This window comes from Spirillospora sp. NPDC052269, from assembly GCF_040679435.1.
Classification (GTDB): Bacteria; Actinomycetota; Actinomycetes; order Streptosporangiales; family Streptosporangiaceae; genus Spirillospora.
Genome location: NZ_JBFAUU010000008.1, coordinates 228,558 through 253,815, shown reverse-complemented (window position 1 = coordinate 253,815; position 25,258 = coordinate 228,558). Strand labels below are relative to the sequence as shown.

At 70.4% G+C, this 25,258-nt stretch carries 26 protein-coding genes; 12 read left to right on the top strand and 14 right to left on the bottom strand.

From position 1 onward, the window contains the following. Positions 1–289: 289 nt before the first annotated feature. Positions 290–715, bottom strand: a complete 426-nt coding sequence (locus tag AB0L06_RS19440) for a VOC family protein (RefSeq protein WP_500232531.1) — start codon at positions 713–715, stop codon at positions 290–292. Between the two features lie 317 nt (positions 716–1,032). Here AB0L06_RS19440 and AB0L06_RS19435 point away from each other — a divergent pair, with 317 nt between their 5' ends. Next, positions 1,033–1,836 carry a DUF1963 domain-containing protein gene (locus tag AB0L06_RS19435; protein WP_500232408.1) on the top strand — a complete coding sequence of 268 codons (804 nt, stop codon included), beginning with the start codon at positions 1,033–1,035 and terminating at the stop codon, positions 1,834–1,836. Positions 1,837–1,967: 131 nt separating this feature from the next. Here AB0L06_RS19435 and AB0L06_RS19430 read toward each other — a convergent pair whose 3' ends face one another. Both AB0L06_RS19430 and AB0L06_RS19425 read right to left on the bottom strand, forming a co-directional pair. Then, on the bottom strand, positions 1,968–4,133 hold the full coding sequence (locus AB0L06_RS19430; protein WP_500232407.1) for a hypothetical protein: 2,166 nt from the start codon (positions 4,131–4,133) through the stop codon (positions 1,968–1,970). 142 nt (positions 4,134–4,275) lie between these two features. Further along, positions 4,276–4,719 (bottom strand): nitroreductase family deazaflavin-dependent oxidoreductase, encoded by a 444-nt coding sequence (locus AB0L06_RS19425; RefSeq protein WP_500232406.1) that lies wholly within the window; start codon positions 4,717–4,719, stop codon positions 4,276–4,278. 167 nt (positions 4,720–4,886) lie between these two features. Here AB0L06_RS19425 and AB0L06_RS19420 point away from each other — a divergent pair, with 167 nt between their 5' ends. Further along, positions 4,887–5,369 carry a MarR family winged helix-turn-helix transcriptional regulator gene (locus tag AB0L06_RS19420; RefSeq protein WP_500232405.1) on the top strand — a complete coding sequence of 161 codons (483 nt, stop codon included), beginning with the start codon at positions 4,887–4,889 and terminating at the stop codon, positions 5,367–5,369. 96 nt (positions 5,370–5,465) lie between these two features. Here the strand turns inward: AB0L06_RS19420 and AB0L06_RS19415 are convergent, their stop codons facing one another. Beyond that, positions 5,466–5,849, bottom strand: coding sequence for a VOC family protein (locus AB0L06_RS19415; RefSeq protein ID WP_500232404.1), 384 nt, complete (start codon positions 5,847–5,849; stop codon positions 5,466–5,468). Positions 5,850–5,908: 59 nt separating this feature from the next. Further along, the gene (locus AB0L06_RS19410; protein ID WP_500232403.1) at positions 5,909–6,646 is read right to left on the bottom strand and encodes a GbsR/MarR family transcriptional regulator; all 738 of its coding nucleotides are present in this window, start codon (positions 6,644–6,646) and stop codon (positions 5,909–5,911) included. A 237-nt stretch (positions 6,647–6,883) separates the two neighbouring features. On the opposite strand from AB0L06_RS19410, the gene AB0L06_RS19405 reads away from it, so the two are divergent. Next, entirely contained in the window at positions 6,884–7,546 is a 663-nt protein-coding gene (locus AB0L06_RS19405; protein WP_500232402.1) for a DUF4097 family beta strand repeat-containing protein, read from the top strand. A 76-nt stretch (positions 7,547–7,622) separates the two neighbouring features. On the opposite strand, the gene AB0L06_RS19400 is transcribed toward AB0L06_RS19405, so the two are convergent. Beyond that, positions 7,623–8,081, bottom strand: a complete 459-nt coding sequence (locus AB0L06_RS19400; RefSeq protein ID WP_500232401.1) for a winged helix-turn-helix transcriptional regulator — start codon at positions 8,079–8,081, stop codon at positions 7,623–7,625. Positions 8,082–8,166: 85 nt separating this feature from the next. On the opposite strand from AB0L06_RS19400, the gene AB0L06_RS19395 reads away from it, so the two are divergent. Beyond that, positions 8,167–9,420 (top strand): MFS transporter, encoded by a 1,254-nt coding sequence (locus AB0L06_RS19395; RefSeq protein ID WP_500232400.1) that lies wholly within the window; start codon positions 8,167–8,169, stop codon positions 9,418–9,420. On the opposite strand, the gene AB0L06_RS19390 is transcribed toward AB0L06_RS19395, so the two are convergent. Together AB0L06_RS19390 and AB0L06_RS19385 are read right to left on the bottom strand one after the other, a co-directional pair. Beyond that, positions 9,374–9,919 carry an SMI1/KNR4 family protein gene (locus AB0L06_RS19390; RefSeq protein ID WP_500232399.1) on the bottom strand — a complete coding sequence of 182 codons (546 nt, stop codon included), beginning with the start codon at positions 9,917–9,919 and terminating at the stop codon, positions 9,374–9,376. The genes AB0L06_RS19395 and AB0L06_RS19390 overlap by 47 nt on opposite strands. A 163-nt stretch (positions 9,920–10,082) precedes the next feature. Then, a complete protein-coding gene (locus tag AB0L06_RS19385; protein ID WP_500232398.1) occupies positions 10,083–10,958 on the bottom strand; it encodes a LysR family transcriptional regulator in 876 nt (291 codons plus the stop codon). A gap of 83 nt (positions 10,959–11,041) precedes the next feature. On the opposite strand from AB0L06_RS19385, the gene AB0L06_RS19380 reads away from it, so the two are divergent. Both AB0L06_RS19380 and AB0L06_RS19375 read left to right on the top strand, forming a co-directional pair. Next, positions 11,042–11,773: an SDR family oxidoreductase gene (locus tag AB0L06_RS19380; protein WP_500232397.1), complete on the top strand. Its 732-nt coding sequence runs from the start codon at positions 11,042–11,044 to the stop codon at positions 11,771–11,773. A 62-nt stretch (positions 11,774–11,835) separates the two neighbouring features. Beyond that, entirely contained in the window at positions 11,836–12,888 is a 1,053-nt protein-coding gene (locus AB0L06_RS19375) for a hypothetical protein (protein WP_500232396.1), read from the top strand. Between the two features lie 6 nt (positions 12,889–12,894). Here AB0L06_RS19375 and AB0L06_RS19370 read toward each other — a convergent pair whose 3' ends face one another. Further along, positions 12,895–13,047, bottom strand: coding sequence for a hypothetical protein (locus tag AB0L06_RS19370; protein ID WP_500232395.1), 153 nt, complete (start codon positions 13,045–13,047; stop codon positions 12,895–12,897). An 18-nt stretch (positions 13,048–13,065) separates the two neighbouring features. Between AB0L06_RS19370 and AB0L06_RS19365 the strand changes: the two genes are divergently transcribed. The 3 genes from AB0L06_RS19365 (at position 13,066) to AB0L06_RS19355 (ending at position 15,690) form a co-directional block, all read left to right on the top strand. Then, entirely contained in the window at positions 13,066–13,326 is a 261-nt protein-coding gene (locus tag AB0L06_RS19365; protein ID WP_500232394.1) for a hypothetical protein, read from the top strand. 22 nt (positions 13,327–13,348) lie between these two features. Beyond that, on the top strand, positions 13,349–14,485 hold the full coding sequence (locus tag AB0L06_RS19360; protein WP_500232530.1) for an aminotransferase class I/II-fold pyridoxal phosphate-dependent enzyme: 1,137 nt from the start codon (positions 13,349–13,351) through the stop codon (positions 14,483–14,485). A gap of 125 nt (positions 14,486–14,610) precedes the next feature. Further along, a complete protein-coding gene (locus AB0L06_RS19355; RefSeq protein ID WP_500232393.1) occupies positions 14,611–15,690 on the top strand; it encodes an MBL fold metallo-hydrolase in 1,080 nt (359 codons plus the stop codon). Positions 15,691–15,707: 17 nt separating this feature from the next. On the opposite strand, the gene AB0L06_RS19350 is transcribed toward AB0L06_RS19355, so the two are convergent. After that, complete coding sequence (locus tag AB0L06_RS19350; protein WP_500232392.1) at positions 15,708–16,316, bottom strand: hypothetical protein; 609 nt, start codon at positions 16,314–16,316, stop codon at positions 15,708–15,710. 634 nt (positions 16,317–16,950) lie between these two features. Between AB0L06_RS19350 and AB0L06_RS19345 the strand changes: the two genes are divergently transcribed. Next, on the top strand, positions 16,951–17,250 hold the full coding sequence (locus tag AB0L06_RS19345; RefSeq protein ID WP_500232391.1) for a hypothetical protein: 300 nt from the start codon (positions 16,951–16,953) through the stop codon (positions 17,248–17,250). 49 nt (positions 17,251–17,299) lie between these two features. On the opposite strand, the gene AB0L06_RS19340 is transcribed toward AB0L06_RS19345, so the two are convergent. The 3 genes from AB0L06_RS19340 to AB0L06_RS19330 all read right to left on the bottom strand — a co-directional run bounded on the left by AB0L06_RS19340 (position 17,300) and on the right by AB0L06_RS19330 (position 21,840). Next, positions 17,300–17,866 carry a GNAT family N-acetyltransferase gene (locus AB0L06_RS19340; RefSeq protein ID WP_500232390.1) on the bottom strand — a complete coding sequence of 189 codons (567 nt, stop codon included), beginning with the start codon at positions 17,864–17,866 and terminating at the stop codon, positions 17,300–17,302. A gap of 262 nt (positions 17,867–18,128) precedes the next feature. Further along, the gene (locus tag AB0L06_RS19335; protein WP_500232529.1) at positions 18,129–19,535 is read right to left on the bottom strand and encodes a M1 family metallopeptidase; all 1,407 of its coding nucleotides are present in this window, start codon (positions 19,533–19,535) and stop codon (positions 18,129–18,131) included. Between the two features lie 727 nt (positions 19,536–20,262). Next, complete coding sequence (locus AB0L06_RS19330) at positions 20,263–21,840, bottom strand: MFS transporter (protein WP_500232389.1); 1,578 nt, start codon at positions 21,838–21,840, stop codon at positions 20,263–20,265. A 132-nt stretch (positions 21,841–21,972) separates the two neighbouring features. Between AB0L06_RS19330 and AB0L06_RS19325 the strand changes: the two genes are divergently transcribed. Next, positions 21,973–22,818: a TetR/AcrR family transcriptional regulator gene (locus AB0L06_RS19325; protein ID WP_500232388.1), complete on the top strand. Its 846-nt coding sequence runs from the start codon at positions 21,973–21,975 to the stop codon at positions 22,816–22,818. Then, the gene (locus AB0L06_RS19320) at positions 22,815–23,492 is read left to right on the top strand and encodes an alpha-ketoglutarate-dependent dioxygenase AlkB family protein (RefSeq protein WP_500232528.1); all 678 of its coding nucleotides are present in this window, start codon (positions 22,815–22,817) and stop codon (positions 23,490–23,492) included. Before AB0L06_RS19325 ends, AB0L06_RS19320 begins: the two co-directional genes overlap by 4 nt. A 71-nt stretch (positions 23,493–23,563) precedes the next feature. On the opposite strand, the gene AB0L06_RS19315 is transcribed toward AB0L06_RS19320, so the two are convergent. After that, positions 23,564–25,231: a DUF885 domain-containing protein gene (locus tag AB0L06_RS19315; protein ID WP_500232387.1), complete on the bottom strand. Its 1,668-nt coding sequence runs from the start codon at positions 25,229–25,231 to the stop codon at positions 23,564–23,566. Positions 25,232–25,258 lie beyond the last annotated feature (27 nt).

The following is a 25,258-nucleotide window of genomic DNA, read 5'->3' as shown; positions in this document are numbered from 1 at the left end:
TCCCCCTGCTCGCTGATTGTTGTTCGGCCAGCCCGGAACACGGGGTCGGCGACGCGTCCGCCCTTGGACTGAACGCTTTTCACTGATCCCGTTTTCGCAGGTACTGGCTTCAGCGAGAGATTCTGAGGCATGCCCCCGGTCTTGCCGCAAGCCCCCGGTTGCGCTATAGATTGAAAATGGAGGGGGAAGTCGTCTCCCTCGCCTTTTTCGCTGACGCACCTCCGCGCACACGAAAACAGGGGCCCGTCAGGACGGCAACGCCCGGCAAGCCCCTGAGACGAACGGCCCTTCAGTGAAGCGGTTCGGCCAGTGCGACGATCATGTTCGCGGGGCCGCGGAGGTAGCAGAGCCGGTAGGTGTCCTCGAACCGGGCCACCTCGCCGACCAGTTCGCCGCCGTGCGCGCGCAGACGTTCGACGACGTCGTCGAGGTCGTCGACGGCGAACATGATGCTGCGAAGCCCCAGTGTGTTCGGCACGGAGTTGTCCGGTGCGGGGCTGATCGCCGTCGGCGACCGGAACCGGGTCAGCTCGACCTTGCCGGTTCCGTCCGGCGTCCGCATCATCGCGATGTCGACCTGGACGCCGTCGAGCCCGCAGACGCCGTCCACCCAAGGCCCCCCGACCGGCATCCTGCCCTCGAGTTCCATGCCGAGCTCGGTGAAGAACGCGATGCCGGCCTCAAGGTCGTCGACGACTGCGCCGATGTGGTCCATTCGCTGAATCGTCATGTCCGAAGCTTAGGTGGGCCCGAGGACATCCTCAGCGATAGATGGTGTCGCGCGCACGTCCTCCCTGCTCGGCGTGAGTGACCCCGGCCATTGCGGGGCCCACGCTAAGCGTCGGAAAAAGCATGACTGAGCCCATCATTTGCCCCAAATCGGGCGAGGAGTCGCACGGATTCCGTCGTCTGAACCAGCACCGAGCCGAGTGGTCGCCCTGGGCGAGGCGCACGGGCCCCGGCGGGTCTGCGCGCACCCCGTTTGTTCCGGAATGGGGAGGTTGGCGCCTTGGAGCGCCTACGATCGGGGCCGTGGATGTGTTCGCGGGGGAAAGAGCCGAGCTGCGGCGGCTGTGTTCGAAGTTCGTGGCCGATGACGTGGCACGGCAAGTGTTCGAGATCGCAGCCCCCGCGATGCGGATCGAACCGGGCGGCTCCGGACGCTCCCGGTTCGGCGGGCCGGGCCTGCTGGACGCGGGTGTCGACTGGCCCGAGTGGAACGGGATCCCGCTGACCCTGCTGGCCGTCCTCGACCTCGCGGAGCTCCCCGGGCCGGACGTTCTGCCGCGTGAGGGCGTCCTCAACGTCTTCCACTACGATCCCGATCTGCCTTCTGACGTCGAATGGCCCTATCCGGATTTCGGGGATGGCTGCGCGGTGCTCCTCTCCCACCAGGGGCAGGAGGTCCCCGCGCCCGAACGCGCGACCGCCTTCGTGCCGCAGAACGTCCGCTTCGAGCCGGTCCTCACGCTCCCGGACCGCTTCCACCAGGCGTGGAAGCCGCTCCGGATCGCCGGCGGGTACGGCGACAGCGACCACCTCTTCGCCCGGCTCGCCGACGGACTCGACGACCTGATCGACGAGTGGGGCGAAACGCACAAGTCCTGCCACCAGTTGGGCGGCTGGCCTGCGGCCATACACAACGACCCTCGTGAGGACGCCGTCATGGCCCGCGGCCCGGCCGACTGGCGGCTCCTCCTGCAACTCATCACGGACGGCCGGATGCTCACCACCGAGGGCCACCAGTCCTGGTCGTGGGCCGACTGCGGCTACGCCTACTTCATGCTCCCCCGGCCCGCGGCCTGGGAAGACACGGCACTGATCACCCAGGGCTAGCGCCCGCATGTCGCCGCCGCCTCGACGGCCCCGGAGACCAGGCGGCGGCCAGCGAGGCAGGAGCCTGTCATCGCCGCAGCCCCTTGGGCTGTGTCCGGATCTTGTTGCGCCGCACCGATGAACGCGCCCGCTCACTCCCCGTCGGCGGGGGCGAGGTCATCGAGGATCTCGCGTACCTCGACGACTTCGGTGGGGACGTCCTCCGTGGGCCAGCCCGCGGCCAGGGCCTCAATGGTCGTCCTGTGCTGCTCGAACGTCTCGCGCTTGATGAGGGCCAGGGCCGCGGCGGCCTGAATCTTCAGCTCGCGGCAGCGGATCACGCGGAGAAGGACGTCGACGGTGTTGTCGGCCCGGAAGTCCCCCACCAGATACACGGCCATGCCGCGGTCGTCCATCGGGACGGTCTCGTCGCACGCTACGTCCCCGAGCGCCTGGGCGAGCCGGGGATGTGATTCCTGCACGCTCCACAGCACGTCCCGAGCAGCGTCGAGGACCAGTTCGCGAAGCTCGGCGTCGGCGTTCTCGAGGGCGTCGGCGAGCACGGACAGGTCGTCCTGGGCGGCGACCTTCAGCGCTGACAGGGCCGTGCGGTGGGCGGCGGTGGGGCCGTACTCGCGGCTGAGTTCGGGCGGGGACTGCGGCTGCCGCAGGATCTCTGAAATCAGGGTGAGGACGAGCGCCCTCGCCGGTTCCCGTGCCCCGTCGCCGCCTCGCGCGGAAGCGCCCTCCGCGTCCCACCAATGGTCGAGGGCGATGCCGACGGCCGCGACGTCGCCGCTTTCGAGCATCGTGCGCATGGCCTCGTGGTACGACTCGTCCGCTTCGGGGTGGCGCAGCCTTCGGTGGGCGCGATACAGGTCCGGGTCCGGCAGCCGGTGGCCCTGCCAGTGGACGCTGTGCGGCTTTCCGAGAATCAGATCGGCGGGGTTCTGGCCCCATGGACGCGCCGGGGAACGCTCTCCGTCCCAGCGCTCCGCCGCCTCCTCCATGACCGCGCGGTGACGGTCCAGGCCACCGGTACTCACCAGGTAGTAGGCGGCATGAGCCTGCACCTTCGGCGCTGTCTCGCGCAGCGCGCGGAGGAGGAGCTCGTCGGCGTCCGCGCCGAGGCCCTCGGCCAGGACCCGGATCGCCGTCTCCTCCTCTCCGAGGGACGGGTCGAAGACCAGGCAGCCCACCGCCTCGACGAGATCGGCGTCCGGGACATCGCTCTTCTCGAACACCCCCAGCGCCATCCAGGTCGCTTTGTGCCGCTCCTGGCCGGAGTTCGGACGGGTGAGGACGTCCACCAGCGGCTCGGCGTCGTCCGGCTGGGCGTACTCCGACCCGATCGTCGTCAGCGCGCTCACCTCGGCGGGCGAGATCGGACGGCGCAGCACCTCACGTGCGCGCTCCAGAACCTCGGGAAGGAGGGCATCGGCCTGGTCATCGTCCAGGACATGCCGCAGGCCGTCCCAACGCTCGTAATGGTCGAGCGCGATGCCCACGGCGACCGGGCTCTCGCTGTGCAGCAGCGTGGCGAAGGCATCCAGGAACGTCTCGTCGCTGAGCGGGAACTGCAGCTCATCATGAGCGTGCCGAAGGGCGGGATCGTCCAGATGGGCATCCTGCCAGTACAAGCTGTGGAAGCCCTCGAGTGAGTCGCGAACATCGCCGAACCACGGACCGCCGTCCTTCGGCCAGGAGTCGACGAGCCGTTGGAGCAGCTCTCGGTGCTTGCGGACCTTGTGCGGCGTCGTCAGCTGCCTGGCAGCCTCGACCTGGACCACCAGATCGGCGGCCCCGGTCAGGTGGACGATGAGCTCCTCCACTTCAGGGAGGTCGAGGTCGCCCAGGGCGTGAATCGCGGAGCCGCGTGCCCGCGCGTCCAGGCTCTCGTCGAGCGCGGCGGCACGGACGGCCGCCAGCAGCCGCGGATTCGGTTCCTCGCCGTCCTCGAGAGCGGTGGACGCGGCGCCGAGCGCACCCTTCCGCAACCCGGGCCCCAGATCCCCCTCCAGCACGTCGGCGATCCGGTCGGCATCCTCGCTCTCCCCGAGATGCCACACCATCGTGAGCGACCACGAAAGCGCCCGCTCCCGGTGCTCCTCGTCGAGCGTGGACGCCCGATCAAGAATGTCGCGGGCGACGAAGAGAACCTCGTTGTCCAGCGGCCGGTACCGGTTGTCGAAGCCACATCTGGTGCCCGCCTGGGCCCGCTGATAGTCGCTCAGCGCATCGCACACCACCTCGATGTCGTCGCTGTGCAAACGCGCGCTGAACTCCCCGAGACACGACGCTTCTTCGCCGTCCGGCATAGGCCCTCCCTCAAGATCGGCTCGTCAGACCGGCAGAGCCGCGCCCATGCCGTCCTTCCGTTTTCCGGCTGCCTCTTCACCATGACGGCAAGTCCTTCGATCTACCGCCGCCCGCGGTGGTTCGCCGCGGGCGAGGCCAGGGTCAGGGCGTGACGCGCTCCAGAATCACCAACGGGATATCGCGTCCCGAGGTGGCCTGGTATTCGTCGTAGCGGGGGAAGAACGAGGTCATCCGGGCCCAGAGCGGTGGCTTCTCTTCCGGGGTGGCGGTGCGGGCCCGGGCGGTGAAGGTTTCGGCTTCGAGTTGGACGGTCACGTCCGGGTGCGCGGTGAGGTTGAGGTACCAGGCCGGGTGCTGGACGGATCCTCCGTTGGAGGCCACCAGAAGGTACCGGCCCTGGTCTTGGCCGTAGATCAGCGCGGTGCGGCGCAGCCTGCCGGACCGGCGGCCTCGCGTGGTCAGCAGCAGCGTCGGCCAACCCTGAAAGAGGTGCCCCTGGACGCCGTCGCTTTCGAGATAGGCGCGGATGTGGTCGGCGACCCACGGGGTCGGATTGTCGAGGATCTCCTCCTCGGGCGCCGTCATCGCCTGGTCCCCGCGTCGGCGGGCCCGCCCGCGCTCACCTGGATCATGGTGACATCCCCTTCATCTGCTCGATAGTTCAGTTCCTTAAGCTTTACTCGCGCCGGAGCGTAGCATTCACTTCAGGAGCTGAACAGTCCAGCGGCTTAAGTGGTCGCTACACTGGCCGCATGAGCGCCCATGCCGACACCGAGACCGGTGCCGGAGCCGACGCGGATGAGGTCGTGGCCGAGCTGAGCGGCCTGGTCTTCGAGGTCACCGGGCGGCTTCGCGCCCAGTTCAACGCCGCGGCGGCGGAACTCGGCCTTCCTCCGGCCCAGGCGCTCGTCCTGGCCAAACTGTCCGGCCCCGCTCCGATGCGTCAGCTGGCCGACTGGCTGTCCTGCGAGCCGTCGAACGTCACCGGCATCGTCGACGGCCTGGAACGGCGCGGCCTGGTGACACGTCAGCCCGCCCCGGGTGACCGCCGCGTCAAGCACGTGGTGCTCACCGACGCCGGCGAGCACAAACGGCGGGAGTTGGACTGCTGCACCCACTCGCTGGCCCGGACCTTCTTCGAGCTGCCCGACCCGGACCGGCAGCAGCTCCGTGACCTGCTGGCACGCGTCTTGACCGGCCCGCAGGCGAGCACGGAAAAAGCGGAACCCAGCTGAGGCGCCGAAACGTCACTCGGCGCCGGTCACCGTGGACCGCGAACCGCGCCACGGTGTGTGGATCGCCAACCGCGTCTCGGTGTTGGGACGCGCGTGTCAGACGGGCTCGACGCGGGCGCGCAGAAGGCAGAACTCGTTGCCCTCCGGGTCGGCCAGGACGTGCCAGGACTCGTTTCCGGTCTGGCCGACGTCGGCGGGTTTGGCGCCGAGGGCGAGCAGTCGCTCCAGCTCGGCGTCCTGGTCGCGGTCGGTGGCATTGACGTCGATGTGCAGAGGGAGCTTCTTGGGGCGCGGGTCGCTGGTGATACTCAAGACGAGCGTGGGCAGCGGGCCGCCGGGTCCGGCGCCGGGCGGCCCGATCGCGATGCTTCCGTCGGCTTCCCGCTCGAGTTCGACGTAGCCGAGGACCTCACTCCAGAACGAAGCGAGCCGTTCGGGATCGACGCAGTCGAGGATCAACCCGGTGATGCGGCATGCCATGTCCGCCAGCGTACAACGACGGCCGGGGGCGGCCTTGGTCTGCGCCCCGGACGAGCCGCCTACCCGTCGGCGTCGTCCGACGTCGGTTCCGTCTTGACGTAGAGGACCTCGCGGGCCTGCTCGGCGGCGCGCAGGAGGTTCTCATGGATGAAGTCGAGGAAGCGGGCGGCGTTCTCCAGGCGGACGGCGGCCGGGGTGCCGGCGCCCAGGACGGTGGCGCCGTGCCGCGCCGTCTCGACGAACTCGTCGTTGGCCCGGGCGCTGCGCACCATCGACTGGTACCAGAGGTCGTCGTCGACGACGTAGCGCTCGCGGCGGCGTTCGTCGCGCTCGCGGCGGATGAGGTCCATGCTCTCGAGGAACGTGATCGCCTTGGAGACCGACGCCGGGCTGACCTGGAGGCGCTGGGCGAGTTCGGCGGCGGTGAGGCTGCCGGAGTCGGTGGTGTAGAGGCCGGCCAGCACGCGGGCCATCATCTTGGGCAGGCCCGAGGCCATGAGGACCATGGCGAGCCTCTCCTCGAAGTCGTGGACGGCGACGGCGTCGCGGCCATGCGGGAGGGGACCCGCGTCCACCCCCCGGGTGGACGCGGGCCTGCGCCGCTGGGTGCGCTGCTGGGTGGCGTGCTGGGCCAGGTCGGCGCGGTAGCCGGCGGGGCCGCCGTTCCGCATCACCTCGCGCGTGATCGTCGAGGTCGGACGGTCGAGACGGCGTGCGATCTCGGCGTAGGCGAGCCCGTCGGCCAGTCCCAGCGCGATCTGCTGGCGTTCCTGCTGGGTGAGCCTGCCTCCGGGCATCGAGTACTCCTTCGTGCTGCTTCTCGGCGGTCTCCGACGCCTCCACGATAGCGTTCACCTCCAGTTCAATGCAACGAATGACCGGGAGATCGTTGCGTTCTATCTGAGATCGTTGCAACGATTTCTCGGCAACTTCCTGCAGTGATGTCGATTAGTCGCAACGAAATGGTTGCCGAATTGTGGAAAGCAACGTAGCGTTTGTGCTGTCCGAAACGATGAGCCGCCGAGGAGGCGCCGATGCGGAAGTTCGACGCCCCCACCCCGATCGCCGCCGTCCTGTCCGTTCCCGCGGGGCGCGTGCAGCTCATCGCCGCGGAACGGGCCGACGTCGTGGTCGAGGTCCTGCCCTTGAACGCGTCGAAGGGGCGCGACGTGAGGGCGGCGGAGCGGACGACGGTCGACTACGCCGACGGCGTCCTGCGCATCGAGACCCCGGCGAAGAACGAGCCCTTCGGCCCGTCCGGATCCGTCGAGGTGACGATCAGGCTGCCCGCCGGCTCCCGGGTCGAGGCGAAGGCGGCCAGTGCCGAACTCCGCACGGTCGGACGCCTCGGTGACGTCGCCTTCGAGGGCGCGTACCGTCGGATCAAGCTGGACGAGGTCGCGGACCTTCGCCTCACCGCGATCGACGGCGACGTCGAGATCGGCCGGCTCAACGGCTCCGCGGAGATCAGGACGGCGCGGGGCGAGATCCGGATCGCGGAGGCCAGGCGCGGCAAGGTCGTGCTGAGCACGCAGTCCGGCGACATCTCGGTCGGCGCCGCCATCGGCGTCTCGGCCTCCCTGGACGCGGGAACCGGCAACGGCCGCGTCAGCAACGCCCTCAAGAACGACGGCTCGGTCGAGCTCGAAATCCACGCCACCACGCCGAACGGCGACATCACCGCCCGCAGCCTCTGACAAGACATGGCCGGGACCGCCGCCCGGCCGAGCCGGACGGCGACCGAGACCCCGTCGGCGTTTACATCTCCCGACGTCAGTCGGCCTTTTTGACCGCGGTCGTGTTGACGTCGGCGAGAGTGCCGGTCGAGTCGACCGGCTGGAGCTCCGGAAGCGGGAGGCCGTGCTCGTCGATGAGGACGGAGTGGGTCTCGTCCGGCGCGAAGGCGTGCCGTTCACCCCACTGGCGGAGGGCGACGACGACGGTGAACAGGTCGCGTCCGGCCGGGGTGAGCGTGTAGAGCTGCCGCTTGCCCGAGGGTGCGGCCTGCCGGTCGAGGACGCCGCGCTCGACGAGCCGGCGCAGCCGGTCGGTGAGGATGTTGCGGGCGATGCCGGTGCGCTGCTGGAAATCGGTGAACGCGCGCGCCCCGTTCATGGCGTCGCGGACGATGAGCAGGCTCCAGCGGTCGCCGACCAGGTCGAGGCTCCGCGCCACCGGGCAGGACGGATCGGTCCAGGGCACATCCTCGGCGCGGATCTCGGTCCCGGCCATCACACCTCCCGAAGAGTTGCTGTTTGAAACCATTCTGCCGTACGGTCGAATCAGTTGCAATTTGCTACTGATCGAAGGAGGGCGGATGGGGTCGACCCATGCCCGAAGGATGTTGTTCGCCGCCGTCTGCGCGGTCGCCGTCGCGAGCCTCTACGCCGCGCAGCCCGTCCTCGCCGAGATCCGCGGCGATCTGGGTGTGCCGGACGCGCACCTGGGGTGGATCGTCGCGGTGACGCAGCTCGGCTACCTGGTGGGACTGGCCGTCCTCGTCCCCTTGGGCGACATGCTGGACCGGCGCAAACTCATGGCGGGACACCTCCTGCTGACCGCGGTGGGCACGGTGCTGGCCGCGGCGGCCTCCGCGACCTGGATGCTGCTCGTCGGGCTCGCCGTGGCGGGCCTGTTCGCGGTCGTCGTGCAGACGACGGTCGCCTACGCCGCCGCCCTGTCCACCCCCGAGGAACGCGGACGGACGCTGGGCGTGGTGACGTCCGGTGTCGTCATCGGCATTCTCGGAGCACGTGTCGCGGCCGGTGCGCTGGCCGCGGTCTGGGGCTGGCGCAGCGTGTACGTCGCGCTCGCCCTGCTGCTGGTGGCGTTGGCAGGTCTCGTCCTGCGGGTGCTGCCGCCCGACCCGCGCACCGAACACCCCACGTACCGGCAGGTCCTGACGTCGATGGGCGGGCTGTTCCGCGAGCGGCTGTTCGTCTCCCAGGGACTGATCGCGTTCTTCCTGTTCGCCTCGTTCGGCACGCTGTGGAGCGGCCTGGCGCTGCCGCTCGCGGACGCCCCATGGCATCTGAGCACGGCGCAGATCGGCCTGTTCGGCCTCGCCGGGCTGGTCGGCGCGCTCGGCGCCGCACGGGCGGGACGGTGGGCCGACGCCGGTTTCGCGAACGCGGTCACCGGCGGGTCGCTCGCCCTGCTCGCCGTCTCCTGGTCGGCCATCGCGCAGACGTCCTGGTCGCTGTGGCTCGTCGTCGTCGGCGTGGTCGTGCTCGACTTCGCCGTGCAAGCCGTCCATGTGAGCAACCAGCACCTGCTCACCATGACCTACGCGAACCGCACCAGCAGCGTCGTCGGCGGCTACATGATCTTCTACTCGCTCGGCTCCGCCCTCGGCGCGACCGCCACGACCACTGTGTTCGCCAAGGCCGGATGGACGGGCTCCAGCGTTCTCGGCGCGGCCTTCGCCGCCTGTGCCCTCGTGGTCTGGGCGTCCAGCCGCCGTCTGGCGGCCCGTCCTCACCTGCCGGTGGACGCCCAGCTGGGACGAGCCGGTGAGCACAGCATCAGCCGGAAGGAGGCTTCAGCGCCCACGAATCGGTCCCGTGGCTGAGCCACTCACCGAAGGTCATCGGGCGCGGTGAGGCGACGGAGTGGTCGAGGGAGAGCGGAACGATCTCCTCGCAGCACCCCAGGTCCTCCCACCACATGGTGCCTGCCAGCGGACCGGAGACGACCATGCGGGTGTTGAAGGTGCAGCCGTGGCTGCGCGCGATGAAGGTGCCCGCGAGCTGCCGCTCCTCGAAGTCCTTGAGCTCCTGGTCCCAGGGCTCCATGGCGGCGGCGAACGACTCCTGGTCGGGAAAGTCCTCCCGCTGGGGAAGGCGCTGCCACAGGTCGTCCTCATACTCCGCCCAGGAGTCCGGGTGCGGGAACGGCGCCCGGAGCTGTTCGCCCCACACGTCCTGCCATTTCCACCTCCAGCCCTCAGGGGTGCGGTGCAGGAGTTCTACCGCGCCGCCCGCACTGACGTTCAGCAGGTAGTGGCGGTACTCGGGTGGGAAGGGGACACCGAGCTCGTGCTCGGCCTCGGCGACCTCGGCCTCCGTCAAAGGCGCGGGCAGGGGCCGAGACGATGGGCGGGGAGGCCGCGGGGTGGGAACGGGCCGGGTCCCCCGCTGGCGGAGCTTGCGGAACATGTGCAGATCATGCCTGTCTCCAGGTCACCGCCCAAACGGTTTCCGCCTCGTCTCGGGTTGTGGGCCCTGGGCTGGTTCAGGTCTGTGGCTGGGCTGCGGGGATGTGCTGCCGGTGGGCCGCGACGTCGGTCGCGGTACGGACGAATGCCGCGAGTGCGGGCGCTCGGTGTTCTTGCGGCCAGGCGAGGATGAGAGTGGTGGGCCGGGCGTCGGTGACGGGTACGCAGGCCAGGTCGTCGCGGAGTTGGCCGCGCACGGACGCGGGCACCACGGCGACCGCGCGGCCGAGGGCGATCAGCTGCATGAGCTGGCCGACGTCCCGCACGGGCACGGTGTTCGGGGTCTCGTCGGAGCCGGTCGTCCAATCCGGCATCGTCTCGCCTGCCAGGTCGGCGAGACGTACGCTCGCCCGGCCGACCAGGTGGTGGTCGCGAGGGAGGACGACGACCTGGTCTTCGGTCAGGAGTTCCTCGACGTCGAGACCGGTCAGGTCGGTGTTGGAGAGGTGCAGCAGCCCCACGTCGGCGCGGCCGTCGCGAATCATCCCGACGCGTTCGTGAGCCGAGCACAGGACGATGTCGACGGGGACCGCATCCGGGTCGTTCTCATAGGCGGACAGGATGTCGGGCAGCAAACCGCAGTCACCGCCGGGTTTCATCACCAGGACCAACCGCGAGGAGGGCCGTCCCGCGCGCTGGGCGCGTCGTACGGCCGCGTCGACCGCGTCCAGGGCCCGGCGGCCCTCGGCGAGGAACACCTCACCGGCCGGGGTGAGCGCGACCTTGCGGCTGTCGCGTTCCAGCAGGAGGACGCCCATCCGGCGTTCGAGCTGACTGATGGCTCTGGACAGCGGCGGCTGCGCGATGCCGAGACGCGCGGCCGCCCGGCCGAAATGAAGCTCTTCCGCGACCACCACGAAGTACGCCAGTTCGCGGGTCTGCAGCCGATCCATACCGTGAGGGTATCGGCCAAGACCCAGGCGGGCATTGTCCTGCCGCGGCCCTCGGTGGTGATGTCGTCAGCATGATTGACGAGATGATCGCCCTGATCACGGGCGCGAACAGAGGCGTCGGGCGTGCCGTCGCCCGCCGGCTCGCCGATCGCGGCGCGACGGTCCTGCTCGGCTCGAGGGACCTTGGACGCGGTGAGGAGGTCGCCGAGGCGCTCAGGTCCGGCGGCGGCGACGTGCACGCCCTCACGCTCGACGTCACCGACGCGGCGACGATCCAGGCGGCCGCCAGGGAGATCGACGAACGTTTCGGCCGGCTCGACGTGCTGGTCAACAACGCCGGGATCTCCGGCAGCCCCGGACCGACGGAGCCCGCGACCGCCGACCTCGACCTGGTCAGGCGGGTGTTCGAGACCAACGTCTTCGGTGTGATCGCGGTGACCAACGCCATGCTGCCGCTCCTGTCGCGCTCGGCGGCCGCCCGCATCGTCAACGTGTCCAGCGGCATCGGGTCGCTCGCCCACATGACCGATCCGGACCACTACATGTCCCGGTTGCCGGGCCACGCGGCGTACCCGCCCTCGAAGACGGCGCTCAACTCCCTGACCGTGCAGTACGCCAAGGACCTTCGGGAGCGGGGCATCCTGATCAACGCCTGCACCCCAGGCCCCTGCGCGACGGACTTCACCCGGCACCTCGGCCTTCCCCTCCCCCGCACGGCCGACGACGGCGCCGCGATCGTGGTGCGACTGGCCACCCTGGGCGCGGACGGCCCGACCGGAGGGTTCTTCGACGAGGACGGCATGGTGCCGTGGTGAGCATCCCGGTCGGGCCGCGTTCCACCGGCAGCTCGTTCTGACGGACGCTACCGTCGACGATCATGACCGAACCGCCGCCCTTCGCCATGCTCGAGAGCCTGCTCGGCTGCCGCACCGACGACCCGCGGCTGATCGAGCTGCACCGGACGTACGGCCTGGGCGCTCCCCCGACGTTCCGCGACAGGGACGACGTCGGCGCCCCGGGCGTGGACGAGTGCGGATGGTCGCTCGTCTACAAGGCGTCCGCGCGGATCCCCGGCCGCCATCCCTCACCCCGGGTGGGCGGCCGGGGTGAGGTGCTCGGCCACCTCACAAAGATCAACGTCGTGGACGGCTACACGCCGCCGCTACGCGAAGGGATCACCACCGCGCTGCCTGAGCCGGAGGCCCGCGCCCGCGCATTGGAGAGCCGCGTCGCCGAATACGGCAACGTCGTCCACGTCTTGGAGCGCGACGAGCGGATCACCCTTGAAGCGCGCTACCACGCGGACGGGCGCTTCATCTGGTTCAGCCTGTGGCTGCACGAACTGGACGCGGACGATCCCGTCCTGCTGCGTTCGGCCGAGCAGGTCCGCGCCGTGCTCCCCGTCCGGACGATTCCGGACTGGCCGGAGCCGGATGCCGACGAACCGCTCCCCCAAGCCCTGCAAGCGTTGTGCGTGTATCAGGACGCGCCCGGCTTCGGCGACATCGACTTCGAGATGCTCGAAGCGTTCGGCTCGGGTTGGGTGAAGGCGTGGACCGAGAACGCCGACTCCGAGCGGGAGTTCCGCGTGTTCGCCATCAATGGCACCGGCTCGCTGGTCGCGTTCTGGCTCGTCCACGAAGACCGTCCGGTCGAGCAGCAGCCGGTAGTCCTGCTGGGTGACGAGGGCGATGTCGGCGCGGTCGCGACAGACCTTTGCGATCTGCTCTACCTGCTCGCCGCCGGCATCGGTCCCTTCGAAGCCGTCATGTACGGCCTGGATGAGGACGCCGAGCCTCAGCCGGGCATCGCCCGCATAGCCGAGGCCCATTTCGGCGTCCGTGGAGGACGCACCGCTGAGGCGATCCTCGCTGACGCGGTGGCCGAGTACTCAGACATCCAGGACCGCCTCGACGTTCTCTGCCCCTGACCGGCCTCAGGACGAGAAAGAGGCAAGGAACCAGGCGTCGACCACGCCGTCCTCAAGTCCGGACGCGACGAACATGCGACCATCCGATGTGAACGAGCCTGTGACGAGACCGGCTCTCAAGGTCCAGCGGACGCGGCCGTTCACGGCCTCGAACAGCACTGCGACATTAACGGCGAGGTGTTCAACGTCGCCTCCACCACGGGCAACCACCGGCTCGGTGACGTCGCCGACCTGGTCGCCGAGATCTGCGGCCCCGGGATCGAGGTCGACATCAAGCCCGTCGCCGGGGACGCGCGCGACTACCGAGTGACCGGCGAGAAGCTCACGTCCGTGACCGGATGGGCCCCGGCCCGCACCCTGAGCGAAGGGATCGCGCAGATCGCCGACGCCCTGTCCGCCGGACTGCTTGAGGACGAGGTGCGCCATGCGGTCGCCTGACATCCCGTGGTGAGTCCCGGACCTGTCTGGACGGGAACTGGACAACCTCGCCGACGCCGTCTCCGCCGGGCAGATCGGCCCCGCCGGGCAGTTCCTCGCCCGGTTCGAACGGCAGATCGCCGAGTTCTGCGGTGCGGCTCATGCGGTCACCACCTGCAGTGGTACCGCCGCCGCGCACATCGCCCTGCTCCTGGCCGGGGTCGGCCCCGGCCAGGAAGTGATCACCACAGCGTGGACGTTCGTCGCCACCGGCAATGCCATCCGCCACGCCGGTGCCCACCCCGTGGTCCTGGACGTCGAGCCCGACCACTGGCAACTCGACCCCGCCGAGCTGGAACGGTTCCTGACCGGCCCCTGCACCCGCACCCCGCATGGCCTGCTCAACCCCGACACCGGACGGATCGTCACCGCCGTCATGCCGGTGCACCTGCTCGGCCACCCCGCCGACCTGGACCCGATCCGCGCCCTCACCGAAGCACACGGCCTGGCGCTCGTCTGCGACGCAGCCCAAGCCATCGGCGCAACGCACCGGGGCCGTCCGATAGGGGCGCCGGGGCTGAGCGCGGTCAGCTTCAACGCCAACAAGATCATCACCACCGGAGGCGGCGGCGCGATCCTCACCGACGATGCGGGCCTGGCCGACCGCGCCCGCTACCTGATCAACCAGGCCCGCGAGCACCCGGTCGAGTACCGGCACGGCGAGGTCGGCTTCAACTACCGGATGACCAACCTGCAGGCCGCCATCGGCTGCGCCCAGCTCGAACGCATCGAGTCCTTCATCGCGGCCAAGCGAGCGACCTTCGACCGCTACGCGGAGGCGCTGGCCGACCTGGACGGCGTGAGGTTCCAGGCCGAGGCCGCCTGGGCGCACACCACCCGCTGGTTCACCACCTGCCTCATCGCCCCCGAACGGTCCGCGACCACCGCGCCCCAACTCCGGGCGCGGCTGGCCGACGCCGACATCGCGGCCGGTCCACCGTGGACACCGCTGCACCTGACCGGCGCGCACCGCCACACCGCCCCCTGGCCGTCCCCGGTCGCTGAGACCCTCGGCCGCAACGCGATACATCTGCCTTGCTCGGTAGGCATGACCCACGCCCAGCAGGACCGTGTGATCGACGCGGTCCGGTCCGCTGTCCCTCCCCTACGCCGAACCTGACCCCACCAGGGCCGCAGCCGGGCGTTGACGCAGGTCAGCGTCCGGCTCGGTCGTATTGACCCGCTGGCAGGGCGGGTATCGGCATACTCGGGTGCCTGTCACCACCGAGCATGCCCGGGGGGACGATGAGCGACGCAGCACCAGACTCCGACCTGGTCGGACGGCTGCGCGCGGCCTCCGACGACGAGCTCGTGGCGATCCTCGCCGCCGCGGACGCCGCCGATGTGGCCATGCACGCCCCCGGCGGCCAGCGCCTCCTACCGGTCCCGCGTCCGAACCCGGGTACGACCGAAATCGTGCTGCTGGGCGCACTGGGGTGCCGGTACGGGATGCTCGCCGGTGGCGCTGGCGGCCACCTGGTGCGGACCGCGACCACCAGCGTGCTCGTCGACCCGGGACCCGCCGCCCTCACCCTGCTGCTGCAGCTCGTCGACCGGGGCCGGTTCGCCTGGAGTGAGCTGGACGCCATCTGCGTCGCCCACTTCCACCCCGACCACTACACCGACCTGATCCCCTGCCTCGAAGCGATGGCCAGCCACACCACCGGACGGGCCCTGCTGGTCGCCAACCCCACCACCGCCGCCCGGTTCACCGCGTTCTCGCCCTACCACGCCGGCGGCATGGCCGAGGTGGTCACGCTCGCCCACCCCGACACCGAAGGCGACGGCGACCCCTCCATCAAGGTCGGCGATCTGACCATCCACGCCACCCCCGCCGTCCACACCGAGGAAACCGGCCGCACCCGCTCGGCGATCGGCCTGGCCTACCAGTCCCCGGCCGGAGGCATCTGGTACACCTCCGACACCAACCTGATGCCCGGGCTGCTGGACCGCGTCGCCGAACTCCTCTCTGACACCGCCCTGGTCATCGCGCACGCCGACGCCTCCAACATCAACCAGCCCCCGGGCCGCGCCCAGGCCTGCCACCTGGAAACCCGCGACGTCCCGACCATCGCAGCCACACTCAAACCCGCGCACATCCTCATCCAGCACTACGACGCCGCCTACGCCACCCCTGAGTACCGCATCGCCCAAGCCGTCTGGCTGCAGCGGCTCCTGGACCGAGACCGAACCGCCACGCAGGTTCTGCCCTCGGCCAGCGGACTCCGCCTGACCCTGACCGGCGGCCGCATCACCGACCACGCCATCGAGCTGAACAGCGACGCCGGACCGCCGGTAGCCGCCTACCTCCACCCGCTCCCCTGAACACCGAACTCGAACTTTCAATCGCGCTGGTCGGCCTGATCGTCGAGGTGCGGCGGGGCGGGTGCCGGGCCCAGTTCGCGCAGCCCTTGGCTGGGGGCTTTGGCCGGGCCCAGCCCGCCCGACCAGCGGAGCGCAGCATCGAACGCGCTGCTGCTGGAGCTGCCTGCTCTGCGACGATCCGCATAACTCCACACGAACTCACCCTCACCGTCGCTGAGGCGCCCTTCCGCGGCCTCGTCTGAGGTCCTTGTGATCGCGTGGGCCTGTGCGATGTGGGCGATGGCTGTGGCCTGGGTGCGAGCGGTGTCGTAGGGCAGGTCGTCGGAGTTGCCACCCCATACGGCGCGCTGCTGCATCGGGAAGCCGAACGCCTTGTCCCCCAGGTGGTCGATAGTTGCGGCTGGGCCTTTGCGTGTCTGGCCTTCGCCGGGCGGGTCGCAACGGTTGGAGGTGAAGGCGCGGCGTGCTTCGGCTTGGGATCCGGCTCGGTGGATCAGGATGTTCAGGGTGCGGGCGTGAGCGACGTCGCCGTTCCTGATCCAGTCGTAGGCCTGAGCGTCGCCGGGCTTGGACACGTCCTGGATGGGCTCGCCGGTCTTGAACTCCAGCGGGATCGCCGCGATCATCGCCCGAACATGTCCGGCAGGGCTGTGATCTCGCCCTTGCGGTCGCGTTGCGGGCGAGCCGACGGGCTCGTCGGCATGACGCTCCAGCCCGGTGCGCCGTGGGAAGCGCCAGGTGGGACGGGACCGGCGCTGGGGCGTCCGGGCTGCTGGACCGTGCGCCTTGGTGAGCACGCGAGCGGTCTGCATTGTGCTCCTTGACTTTGAGGGAGAGGTTCGTCAAGCGGGCGCATAGCAGCGGCGATCATTCCGGAGGGGGCTGCCGGTGTCCACCTGCGGATCATCGGTGCGCTCCCGCCGAACGTCGATGAGAGGTTCCGCCGGTCGAGCAGGTTCGCTGGGACAGCTCGACCGGTGCTCGCGTTCGCGTCAGCGTCGGGCTGCGCTGCCCGTCCTGAATGAGTGGCGATCGTTGTCCAGGCGGGGCTCGAAGGCCCCTATTTCCCTGGACGGCGGAGGGGCCTCTGCTCTAGACAGTTCGCTTGTGAAGTCGATCTCTGTCTTGTCGTTGTCCGCCTTGGTGGCGGCCACCGTCGTCGTGGCGGGCTGTTCGTCCGGAGGGGCCGGGCACGCGAAGGCGCCGGGCGCCGCGTCCGTTTCGAAGGGTGTGGACGATCCGGTTCGCCGCGCGGACTGCTTGAAGGTTCAGATCGCGCTCCGGGAGGAGAAGGCGAGCCATCCTCCTGACAAGCCTTCGGAGTTCGTGAAGAACGCGCCGAAGCGGGCGATGCGGGTGTTCCGCACGGTTCAGCCGCAGCTTCGGGATCCGGAGCTGGCCGCCGCGTTCAAGACCGCGATCGAGGTCAGCGAGCAGGCGGACGCGCTCAAGGACGGCGGCTCATCGGAGGCTCGCGGCAAGCTCAACATGCGGTTCATCGCCGCGGTGAACGTGTACACCAAGGCGTGCGGGCTGCCGTCTGGGCCTGGCGGCGGGTGAGTGGGTCTTGCCCGGCCTAGTGCGACCAGGTGGAGGTGCTCCCCCGGGCTCACGCTGGAGGCGCTGCTGGGCGCTGGTGGAGGTGTCCCTCCTCTGGGAATTTGGGCGGGTGCGGGGCGAGGAGTGACTTCAGTTGGTATCCGCATTTCTCGGCCACGCGGCATGAGGCGTGATTGCCGGTGGCGTGGCGGAGTTCGAGTCGGGTGAGGTGGAGTTCGTTCCGCGGGTCCAGTGCCCAGCGCGAAACGGTTTCGAGGGCTCGGGGCGCGATGCCGCGTCCTCTGGCTTCGGGGCTCGTCCAGTAGCCGACCTCTGCTGTCGTCGTCTCCCCCTCGTCCTGGCCTTGGAATATGACGACGATGTGGCCGAGCGGGCGATCGGTGGCGCCCGGGTCGGTCACGGCGAAGCTGAAGCGCGACCTGGTGCTCCACAGCTGGTGCTGTTTGTCGATCCATCGCCGGGCCTCCTCCTCTCCGTCGAGCACGGTGAGGAGTCGCTCGCGGAGCAGCGGGTCGCGGTGTGCTGCAGCGAGGGCTTCGGCGTCGTCCGGCTGCCACGGCCGGAGTTTCAGGGCGGGGACGGTTGCGGTGGGGTCGGCCAACAGGGTGACGGTCATGGTGTTCCTCCCGGCGACTCTGGGGCGGCGGCTGGATGCGGTCCCCGGCGGAACGGTACTCGGCCCGACCATGCCGCCTCTCCCCCGCAAGAACTCAACGCGGTGGAGTCCTCCAGCGACGCCTTCTCAGCCGTCCTGCGCGGGAAGGGTGGCGACATCGCCGCCGATCGGCGCGAGGAACTGGAAAGGAACCTTCAGGTGGGGCATCTGCTGGTGGAGCCCGTCCGCCTCCTGGAAGCCTTGAGGAGGCGGACGGGGACCACTACCAGGAGGTGGGTTTGCCGGGAGTGTGCAGCCAGACGTTGAAGAAGCGCGTGAGGTCCTGGCCGGAGACCTGCTGCGCGAGGGCCTCGAAGTCCTCCGTGCCGGCGTTGCCGTACTTGTGTTCGGTGACCCAGGTGCGGACGAGCCGGAAGAAGACGTCGTCACCGAGCTTGTGCCGGAGCTCCTGGAGGGCCATCCCGCCACGGAAGTAGATCGCGCGGTGGAAGATCTCGTCGCGCGTCGGTTCGGCGACCACGACGTCCCAGAAGGCCGGTTGGTACGGCAGGGTCGGAGGCGGGTTGTCGTACCACTGCTGGGACGATTCCTGCGCGGACGGGCCGCCGTGCTTCTCGGCCCAGTACCACTCGACCCACTTCGCGAAGCCCTCGTTCAGCCAGGTGTCCTTCCACTGCCGGATGGACACGCTGTCGCCGAACCACTGGTGGCTGATCTCGTGCGCCACGCCCCTCTCAACGGGCGGGCTCTGGTAGGTCGGGCGCGACTGGGTCTCCAGTGCGTTCTCGAGGTTGAGAGGGGGGACATTGTTGTGGTGGACGATCGAGCCGGTACTGCCGAACGGGTAGGCGCCGAAGTGGTCCCCCAGTTCGTCGGTCACGCGCGTTGTGAGACCCGGGGTGCTGAGCGCGTCGGGATCTGACGCGACGTCCTGGTCCACCGCGTCCAGCTGCGGGATCCCCTTGGACGTCGTGGTGGTGCTGACGTTGAAGTGCCCGATCGAGTTGCTGACCAGGTAGGTGGCCATCGGGCGATCCTCACGCCAGAGGAAGGTGTCCTTGCCGCCCGCGCTCCACTGTCCGACGAGGCTGCCGTTCGAGATCGCCTTGAGCCCGCTCGGGACGGTCGTCTCGACCGTGAACAGGGCCTTGTCGGCCGGATGGTCGTTGCTCGGGAACCAGTTGGCCGCCCCGTCGGGCTCACCCATGACCGTCGCGCCGTCCTTGGTGGGCAGGAACCCGTACGGATCGTTGAAGACGTACGGTCCGCTCAGCGGCTGCGGCACCCCGTCGTACCGGACGACCACGGTGAACACGCTCGCCTTCGGCAGTCCGGCCGGCGGCGTGATCTCCAGCTCCCGCTCGCCGGTCCGCTCGTACGACGCGTCCCGCCCGTTCACTTGCACCGACCGCACGTTCATCTTGTAGAGGTCGAGGTTGAACCGCGACAGGTTCTGTGTGGCCGTGGCCGTGATGGTCGTCGTCCCGGTCAGCACGCGCGTCGCCGGGTCGTAGTCGGTCTTCAGGTAATAGCGCCCGACGTCGTAACCGCCGTTCCCACTGTCTGGAAAGTATGGATCTCCCAGGCCCGCCGAGCCCGCCTCGTACCGAACTCCGGCAGCCGCGGGAGACACGACCCCGACCGCCACCGCCCCCGCGACCAGAACCACCAACGGCCATCTCCGCACCCCTCTCGAACGCGCACTCTTGAAGCCCGACACAACGTCTCCTCTCCATCGCCTGCAGACAAAACGATCTTGAAGTGATCATCACCATAATCACCCCAACCCCTGCCTCACCAGTGCACGTCGCCCTTGACCGTCCCCGCCCCCGACCCCGCCGCCGGACGGGGCCACCCGCGTACCCGCCGCACGTGCGACGCTTGTACCGCTCAAAACGGGGGCGGACGTCGGGAACGGCTGTCCAATCCACGGGCATGTGGCCGAACATCCCGCGGAGCCGTTCCCGCCTGGGAACGGCTCCGGCCCCGTCCCGCGCCGTGAGGGCGTGGGAACAACGCCGCGACCCGTCTCGCGCGGCTCCTGAACGTCCCCGACCACATCGCGGCCCTGCTGCGGCACCAAAGCATCGGTGCCTGCTGACTGCCCGCCGCCACCCGCCGGCCGGCGACACCACCGCCGCCCAGGCCGCCCAGGCCGTGGGGTACACCAGCACGACCCAGTTCAGCTGGGAGTGCCGAGCCTTCCACTCACGACCGGCACACCGGCTCACGCCGCCCCTGCCTCCAGCCCTCCCCCAGTGGACGGGTGTGGAGGTCGGTGTTCTCGCGGTGGCGGGGCGCGGAGGGCTTCGTCTCTGGTTCGGCGCGAGGGTGAGGCGATGCCGCTCCGCTCCCGAGGCTTGCCACTAGCCGGGGGCTGGGGGCGCCCTTCCAGGTCAGTCCTGGGGTTGCGTTTCGGTGGGCTGGCCAGCAGCCGAGGTCTCCTCCCGGGCCTCCTCCTGACCCTCGTCCGGGGTCTCCTCCGGGGTGTTCTTGGGTGTGGGGCGGCGGAGGACGGTGAAGGCGACGGCGGCCGCGGCGATGCCGCCGAGGGCGCCGACGAGGGCGATGGTGGTCATGGCGTGGACGAAGGCGTCGCGTGCGGTGTGGGCGAGGGCGGTGTCATGGGTTCGGGTGGCGATGGCGAGGGCGTCGCCGAGGGATTCGCGGGCGGGGCCGGTGACGGTGTGGGGCAGGTGGCGGGTGTAGGCGGTGGTGAGGACGGTGCCGAGGATGGCGACGCTGAGGGCCTGGCCGATCTGCTGGACGGTGTCGTTGACGGCGGAGCCGACTCCGGCGCGGTCCTTGGGGAGGGAGGCGAGGAGGGTTCCGTAGGCGGCGGGTCCGGCGGTGCCGCTGCCGGCGCCCATGACCATGAGGGCGGCGACGAGGTGGGAGTAGCCGTCGCCGGGGCGGATGAGGGCGAGGAGGCCGAAGCCGGCGGCGAGCAGGAGCAGGCCGGTGGCCAGGGCGGTGCGGGTGCCGAGTTTGCGGTCGACGGCGACGCCGATGCCGTTGAAGGCGATGACGGTGACGAGCATCGGCATGAACGCCAGGCCGGTCTTGAGGGGGGTGTAGTCGAGGACGAACTGGAGGTACTGGGTGAGGGCGAGGGTGAGGCCGCCGGCGGACAGGGACATCAGGACGATGGAGAGGCTCGCGCCGGTGAAGTTGCGGTCGGTGAACAGGGTGATGGGGAGCATGGGGTGGGGGGTGCGGCGTTCCCAGAGGGCGAAGCCGGTGAGGCCGAGGACGGCAGCGGTGAAGCCGAGCAGGACGGTGGGGGCGGTCCAGCCGTGGCGGGCGATGTTGATGACGGCCCAGACCAGGCCGGTCATGCCGGTGGTGGACAGCAGGGCGCCGGGCAGGTCGGGGCGGGTGGCGGGGCCGCGGGACTCGGGGATGACCAGGAGGGCGGCGACGACGCCGAGTGCGGCGACGGGCAGGTTGATGAGGAAGACCGAGCCCCACCAGTAGTGCTGGAGGAGGAGTCCGCCGGCGACGGGGGCGCCGAGGGCGCCGAGCATGAGGACCGAGCTCCAGACGGCGATGGCCTTCTTGCGTTCGGCGTCGTCGAAGACGGTGGTGAGGATGGACAGGGTGCCGGGCATGAGGAAGGCCCCGCCGATGCCCATGAGGGCGCGGGCGGCGATGAGTTCGCCGGGGCTGCCGGCGTAGGCGGCCAGGGCGGAGGCGCCGCCGAAGAAGACGAGTCCGGTGACGAGGCCGAGGCGGCGGCCGTAGCGGTCGGAGAGGGCTCCGGCGGTGAGGAGGAGTCCGGCGAACACCAGGATGTAGGCGTCGAGGATCCATTGGATGTCGGTGTTGGTGGCGCCGAGATCGCGGATGAGCGAGGGGATCGCGACGGTGAGGACGGTGTTGTCGATGACGACGACGAGGAGGCTGAGGCAGAGGACGGCGAGGATGAGCCAGCGCCGTGGGTGGGGGGCGGTGCCGGACGAGTCGGTGGACATGGGGGTGTCCCGCTTCCTTTCGTACAGTGCACGATTTTTCGAACACTGTACTATCAGTCGCACGCTGTACGAGGGTGGGTAGGGTGAAGGTCCGCTCCCCCGCCTGGACCTGGTGAGATCGAAGGACGTGTGATGCCGCGGAAGACCGACCCGATCAGCGACTCGGTGTGGATGCGTCCGGAACGTCCGCGGAGGGGCCGTCCGCAGCTCAGCCGCGGTGAGATCGTGACGGCGGCGGTGGCGCTGCTGGACGCCGGGGGCCTGGAGGGGTTCAGCATGCGGCGGCTGGGCGCGGCGCTGGAGGCGGGCGCGACGTCGCTGTACTTCTACGTGGACGGCAAGGACGAGCTGCTGGATCTGGCGATGGACCAGGTGATGGGCGAGGTCCCGCTGCCCGGGCCGGAGGTGGCCTGGCGCGAGGCCGCGGCGGGGATCGCGCGGGACATGCGGAAGATGCTGGTGCGGCATCACTGGGTGATCGGCCTGTTCGGCACGCGGATGGCGATCGGCCCGAACGCGATGCGGTTCAGCGACCGGTTCATCGGGGTGTTCACGTCGGCGGGGTTCTCGGGACGGGACGTGGCATGGGCGAGTTCGCTGCTGATGTCGCACGCGGTGGGCGCGGCGGCGTCGGAGGCCGCCTACCGGCGGGCGACCGACGCGGCGGGCGCCGAGCAGGCGGAGGTGCTGGAGCTGCTCGACCCGTACGTCGCGTCACAGGCCGACCGGTTCCCCCACTACGCGCAGTGGTGGCGGGAGAACCGGATCGACATGCAGGAGTGGAGCGGCCCTGAGGAGACCGCGGACTTCGGCGCGGAGCGGATCCTGGACGGCCTGGAGCTGTGGCTGCACCGCAAGCACGTCGAGGCCGTCTCCGCCACCCGCACCGGAGGAACCCCGAACGGGCACGCCCAGGAGGCCGCGGGTGTGAGCGGCAAGGGCGGCACGGCGGCCAGGCGGCCGGACGGCGATCACTGACCGTCGTGGACGCGTTGATCCCCCGTCCGCGCGGCGAGGTCGTGCCCGGCGTCGCGCACGTCCCCGGCTGGCTGGACCGCCGAACGCAGGCGCGGCTGGTCCAGGCGTGCCGGGAGTGGGCGCGGGGTCCCGCGGGGATGCGGCGGGTGCGGCTGCCGGGCGGCGGCGTGATGTCGGTGCGGACGGTGTGCCTGGGCTGGCATTGGGAGCCGTACCGGTACGTCCGGCAGGTGGACGGCGCCCCGGTGAAGCCGTTCCCCGCGTGGCTGGGCGACCTGGGCCGACAGGCGCTGGCGGACGCGCGCGGCCTCTCCCCCGCCCTGGCCGCCGATCCGAAGGCGGCGGACGGCTGGGATCCGGACGTGGCGCTGGTGAACTTCTACGACGCCGACGCGCGCATGGGGCTGCATCAGGACCGGGACGAGCGGAGCCTCGCACCGGTGGTGTCGTTCAGTGTCGGCGACACGGGGGTGTTCCGGCTCGGGAATCCCGACGGTCGCGGGCGCCCGTGGCGGGACGTGCCGCTGGAGTCCGGTGACCTGCTGGTGTTCGGCGGGCCGAACCGGCTGGCGTACCACGGGGTGACGCGGGTGCTGGCGGGGACGGGGCCGTCCGGCATCGGCCTGGACGCGGGACGGTTGAACCTGACGCTCCGCGTCACCGGCCTCACCTGACCCCGGCTCCCCCGGCCGGCCTCCCGACCCCGGGCGTGGGAGCGGTGGCCGGTCGAGGAGGGCCGGGTGTGTCAGGCGGTGCGGGTGATCTCGGCGCGGAGGCGGTCCAGGCCCATGGGGCCGAGGTCCAGGGCGTGCCGGTGGAACGCCTTGAGGTCGAACGCGGCGCCGTCGCGGTGGCGGGCGGCCTCGCGGGCCTCGAGCCAGATGCGTTCGCCGAGCTTGTAGGCGATGGCCTGGCCGGGGCGGCCGAGGTAGCGGTCGATCTCGTAGGACACCTCGGCGGGGGTCATGGCGCCGCCGTGGCGGGTGAGGAACTCGCGGCCGAGGTCGGCGTTCCAGTGTTCGCCCTCGTGGAAGCCGGTCCCGGCCGGGATGGGCAGTTCCAGGTGGAGGCCGATGTCCAGGACGACGCGGGCGGCGCGGAGCTGCTGCCCGCCGGCGAGCATGCCGAGCCGGTGCGCGGGGTTGCGGTAGTAGCCGAGCTCGTCCATCAGGCGTTCGGCGTACAGTCCCCAGCCCTCGCAGTGGCCGGGGTGGAGTTCGCTGGAGGTGCGCTGGAAGCGGTTGAGGGTGGTGGTGTTGAGGGTGGTCGCGCCGAGCTGGAGGTGGTGGCCGGGGACGCCCTCGTGGTACATGGTCGCGGGAACGGTCCAGGTGATCATGTCGGCGTCGGGGCCGGGGACGGTCCACCAGACGGTTCCGGGGCGCGACAGGTCCTCGGCGGGCGCCAGGTAGTAGATCCCGGACGGGACCGGCGGGATGCGGCAGTCGACGGTGCGGAGCGGTTCGGGGATGGTGAAGTGGGCGCCGTTCAGGTCGTCGATGGCGCGGTCGGCGAGGTCCTGGATGTGGTGGCGGAACGCGTCGGCGCCGGTGACGCGGTGCAGGGGGTCGGCGTCCAGGGCGGCGATGACCTCGGCGACGGGCGCGCCGGGCAGGATCCGGGCGGCCTCCTCGGCCATCTCCGCCTCGACGCGGGCGAGTTCGGCCCAGCCCCAGGCGTAGGTCTCCTCCAGGTCCAGGGTGGTGCCGAGGTAGTCGCGGACGCCGAGGGCGTAGCGGTCGCGTCCGTGGGCGTCGTGGGTGGGGGCGTGCGGGGCGATCTCGGTTTCGAGGAAGTGGGCGAAGTCGTGGAGGGCGGCCGCGGCGGCGCGGGCGGCGGCGGTGAGGGGTTCCTCGAGGGGGCCGCCGCCGTAGCGGGCGTAGCGGTCGGCGAGGCCGGTGAGGTAGGCGGGGGCGGTCCGGCACACCTCGAGGTTGCGGTGGACCTGCCGGACCGCGGCGACGCGTCCGCGCTGCCGGGCGGCGGTGAGGGAGGTCGCGAGTCCCTGGAGGGCGGCGGGGAACGCGGCGAGGCGGGCCAGGACGGGTTCCCAGCGGGTGGCGGGGCCCTGGTCGAGGAGTTCCACGGCCTGCCGGAGCCGTTGGACGGGCCCGTCGGTGGTGTCGAGGGCCTCCTCGCGGACGCCGGCGTCGGCCAGGGCGATCTCGGTTTCGAGGCGGTCGCGCAGGACCCCGGCGGCGACGCGGGCGCCGGCGGTGCCGTCCAGGGGGGTCTTGTCGAGTTCGGCGAGGGTGCGCCGGGCCAGGTCGGTGCGGGCGGCGTCGCCGTCGGGGCCGTAGTCGGTGAGCCGGTCGTCCTGTCCGGCGATGCCCATCATCGCGGCGAGGCAGGGGTCCAGCGCGGCCATCTCGTCGACGTACCGGTCGGCGAGCTCGTCCAGGGAAGAGGTCATCGCCCCAGCGTAGGGCTCACCGGGGGC

Bases quoted from the DNA above. Each gene is read 5' to 3' on its own strand.
- AB0L06_RS19350 (WP_500232392.1), bottom strand. From the start codon at position 16,316: ATGATCGCGGCGATCCCGCTGGAGTTCAAGACCGGCGAGCCCATCCAG.
- AB0L06_RS19400 (WP_500232401.1), bottom strand. From the start codon at position 8,081: ATGGCCGGGACCGAGATCCGCGCCGAGGATGTGCCCTGGACCGATCCG.
- AB0L06_RS19380 (WP_500232397.1), top strand. From the start codon at position 11,042: ATGATCGCCCTGATCACGGGCGCGAACAGAGGCGTCGGGCGTGCCGTC.
- AB0L06_RS19355 (WP_500232393.1), top strand. From the start codon at position 14,611: ATGAGCGACGCAGCACCAGACTCCGACCTGGTCGGACGGCTGCGCGCG.
- AB0L06_RS19415 (WP_500232404.1), bottom strand. From the start codon at position 5,849: ATGGCATGCCGCATCACCGGGTTGATCCTCGACTGCGTCGATCCCGAA.
- AB0L06_RS19440 (WP_500232531.1), bottom strand. From the start codon at position 715: ATGGACCACATCGGCGCAGTCGTCGACGACCTTGAGGCCGGCATCGCG.
- AB0L06_RS19330 (WP_500232389.1), bottom strand. From the start codon at position 21,840: ATGTCCACCGACTCGTCCGGCACCGCCCCCCACCCACGGCGCTGGCTC.
- AB0L06_RS19405 (WP_500232402.1), top strand. From the start codon at position 6,884: ATGCGGAAGTTCGACGCCCCCACCCCGATCGCCGCCGTCCTGTCCGTT.
- AB0L06_RS19425 (WP_500232406.1), bottom strand. From the start codon at position 4,719: ATGACGGCGCCCGAGGAGGAGATCCTCGACAATCCGACCCCGTGGGTC.
- AB0L06_RS19315 (WP_500232387.1), bottom strand. From the start codon at position 25,231: ATGACCTCTTCCCTGGACGAGCTCGCCGACCGGTACGTCGACGAGATG.
- AB0L06_RS19340 (WP_500232390.1), bottom strand. From the start codon at position 17,866: ATGACCGTCACCCTGTTGGCCGACCCCACCGCAACCGTCCCCGCCCTG.
- AB0L06_RS19375 (WP_500232396.1), top strand. From the start codon at position 11,836: ATGACCGAACCGCCGCCCTTCGCCATGCTCGAGAGCCTGCTCGGCTGC.
- AB0L06_RS19410 (WP_500232403.1), bottom strand. From the start codon at position 6,646: ATGCCCGGAGGCAGGCTCACCCAGCAGGAACGCCAGCAGATCGCGCTG.
- AB0L06_RS19420 (WP_500232405.1), top strand. From the start codon at position 4,887: ATGAGCGCCCATGCCGACACCGAGACCGGTGCCGGAGCCGACGCGGAT.
- AB0L06_RS19430 (WP_500232407.1), bottom strand. From the start codon at position 4,133: ATGCCGGACGGCGAAGAAGCGTCGTGTCTCGGGGAGTTCAGCGCGCGT.
- AB0L06_RS19325 (WP_500232388.1), top strand. From the start codon at position 21,973: ATGCCGCGGAAGACCGACCCGATCAGCGACTCGGTGTGGATGCGTCCG.
- AB0L06_RS19395 (WP_500232400.1), top strand. From the start codon at position 8,167: ATGGGGTCGACCCATGCCCGAAGGATGTTGTTCGCCGCCGTCTGCGCG.
- AB0L06_RS19385 (WP_500232398.1), bottom strand. From the start codon at position 10,958: ATGGATCGGCTGCAGACCCGCGAACTGGCGTACTTCGTGGTGGTCGCG.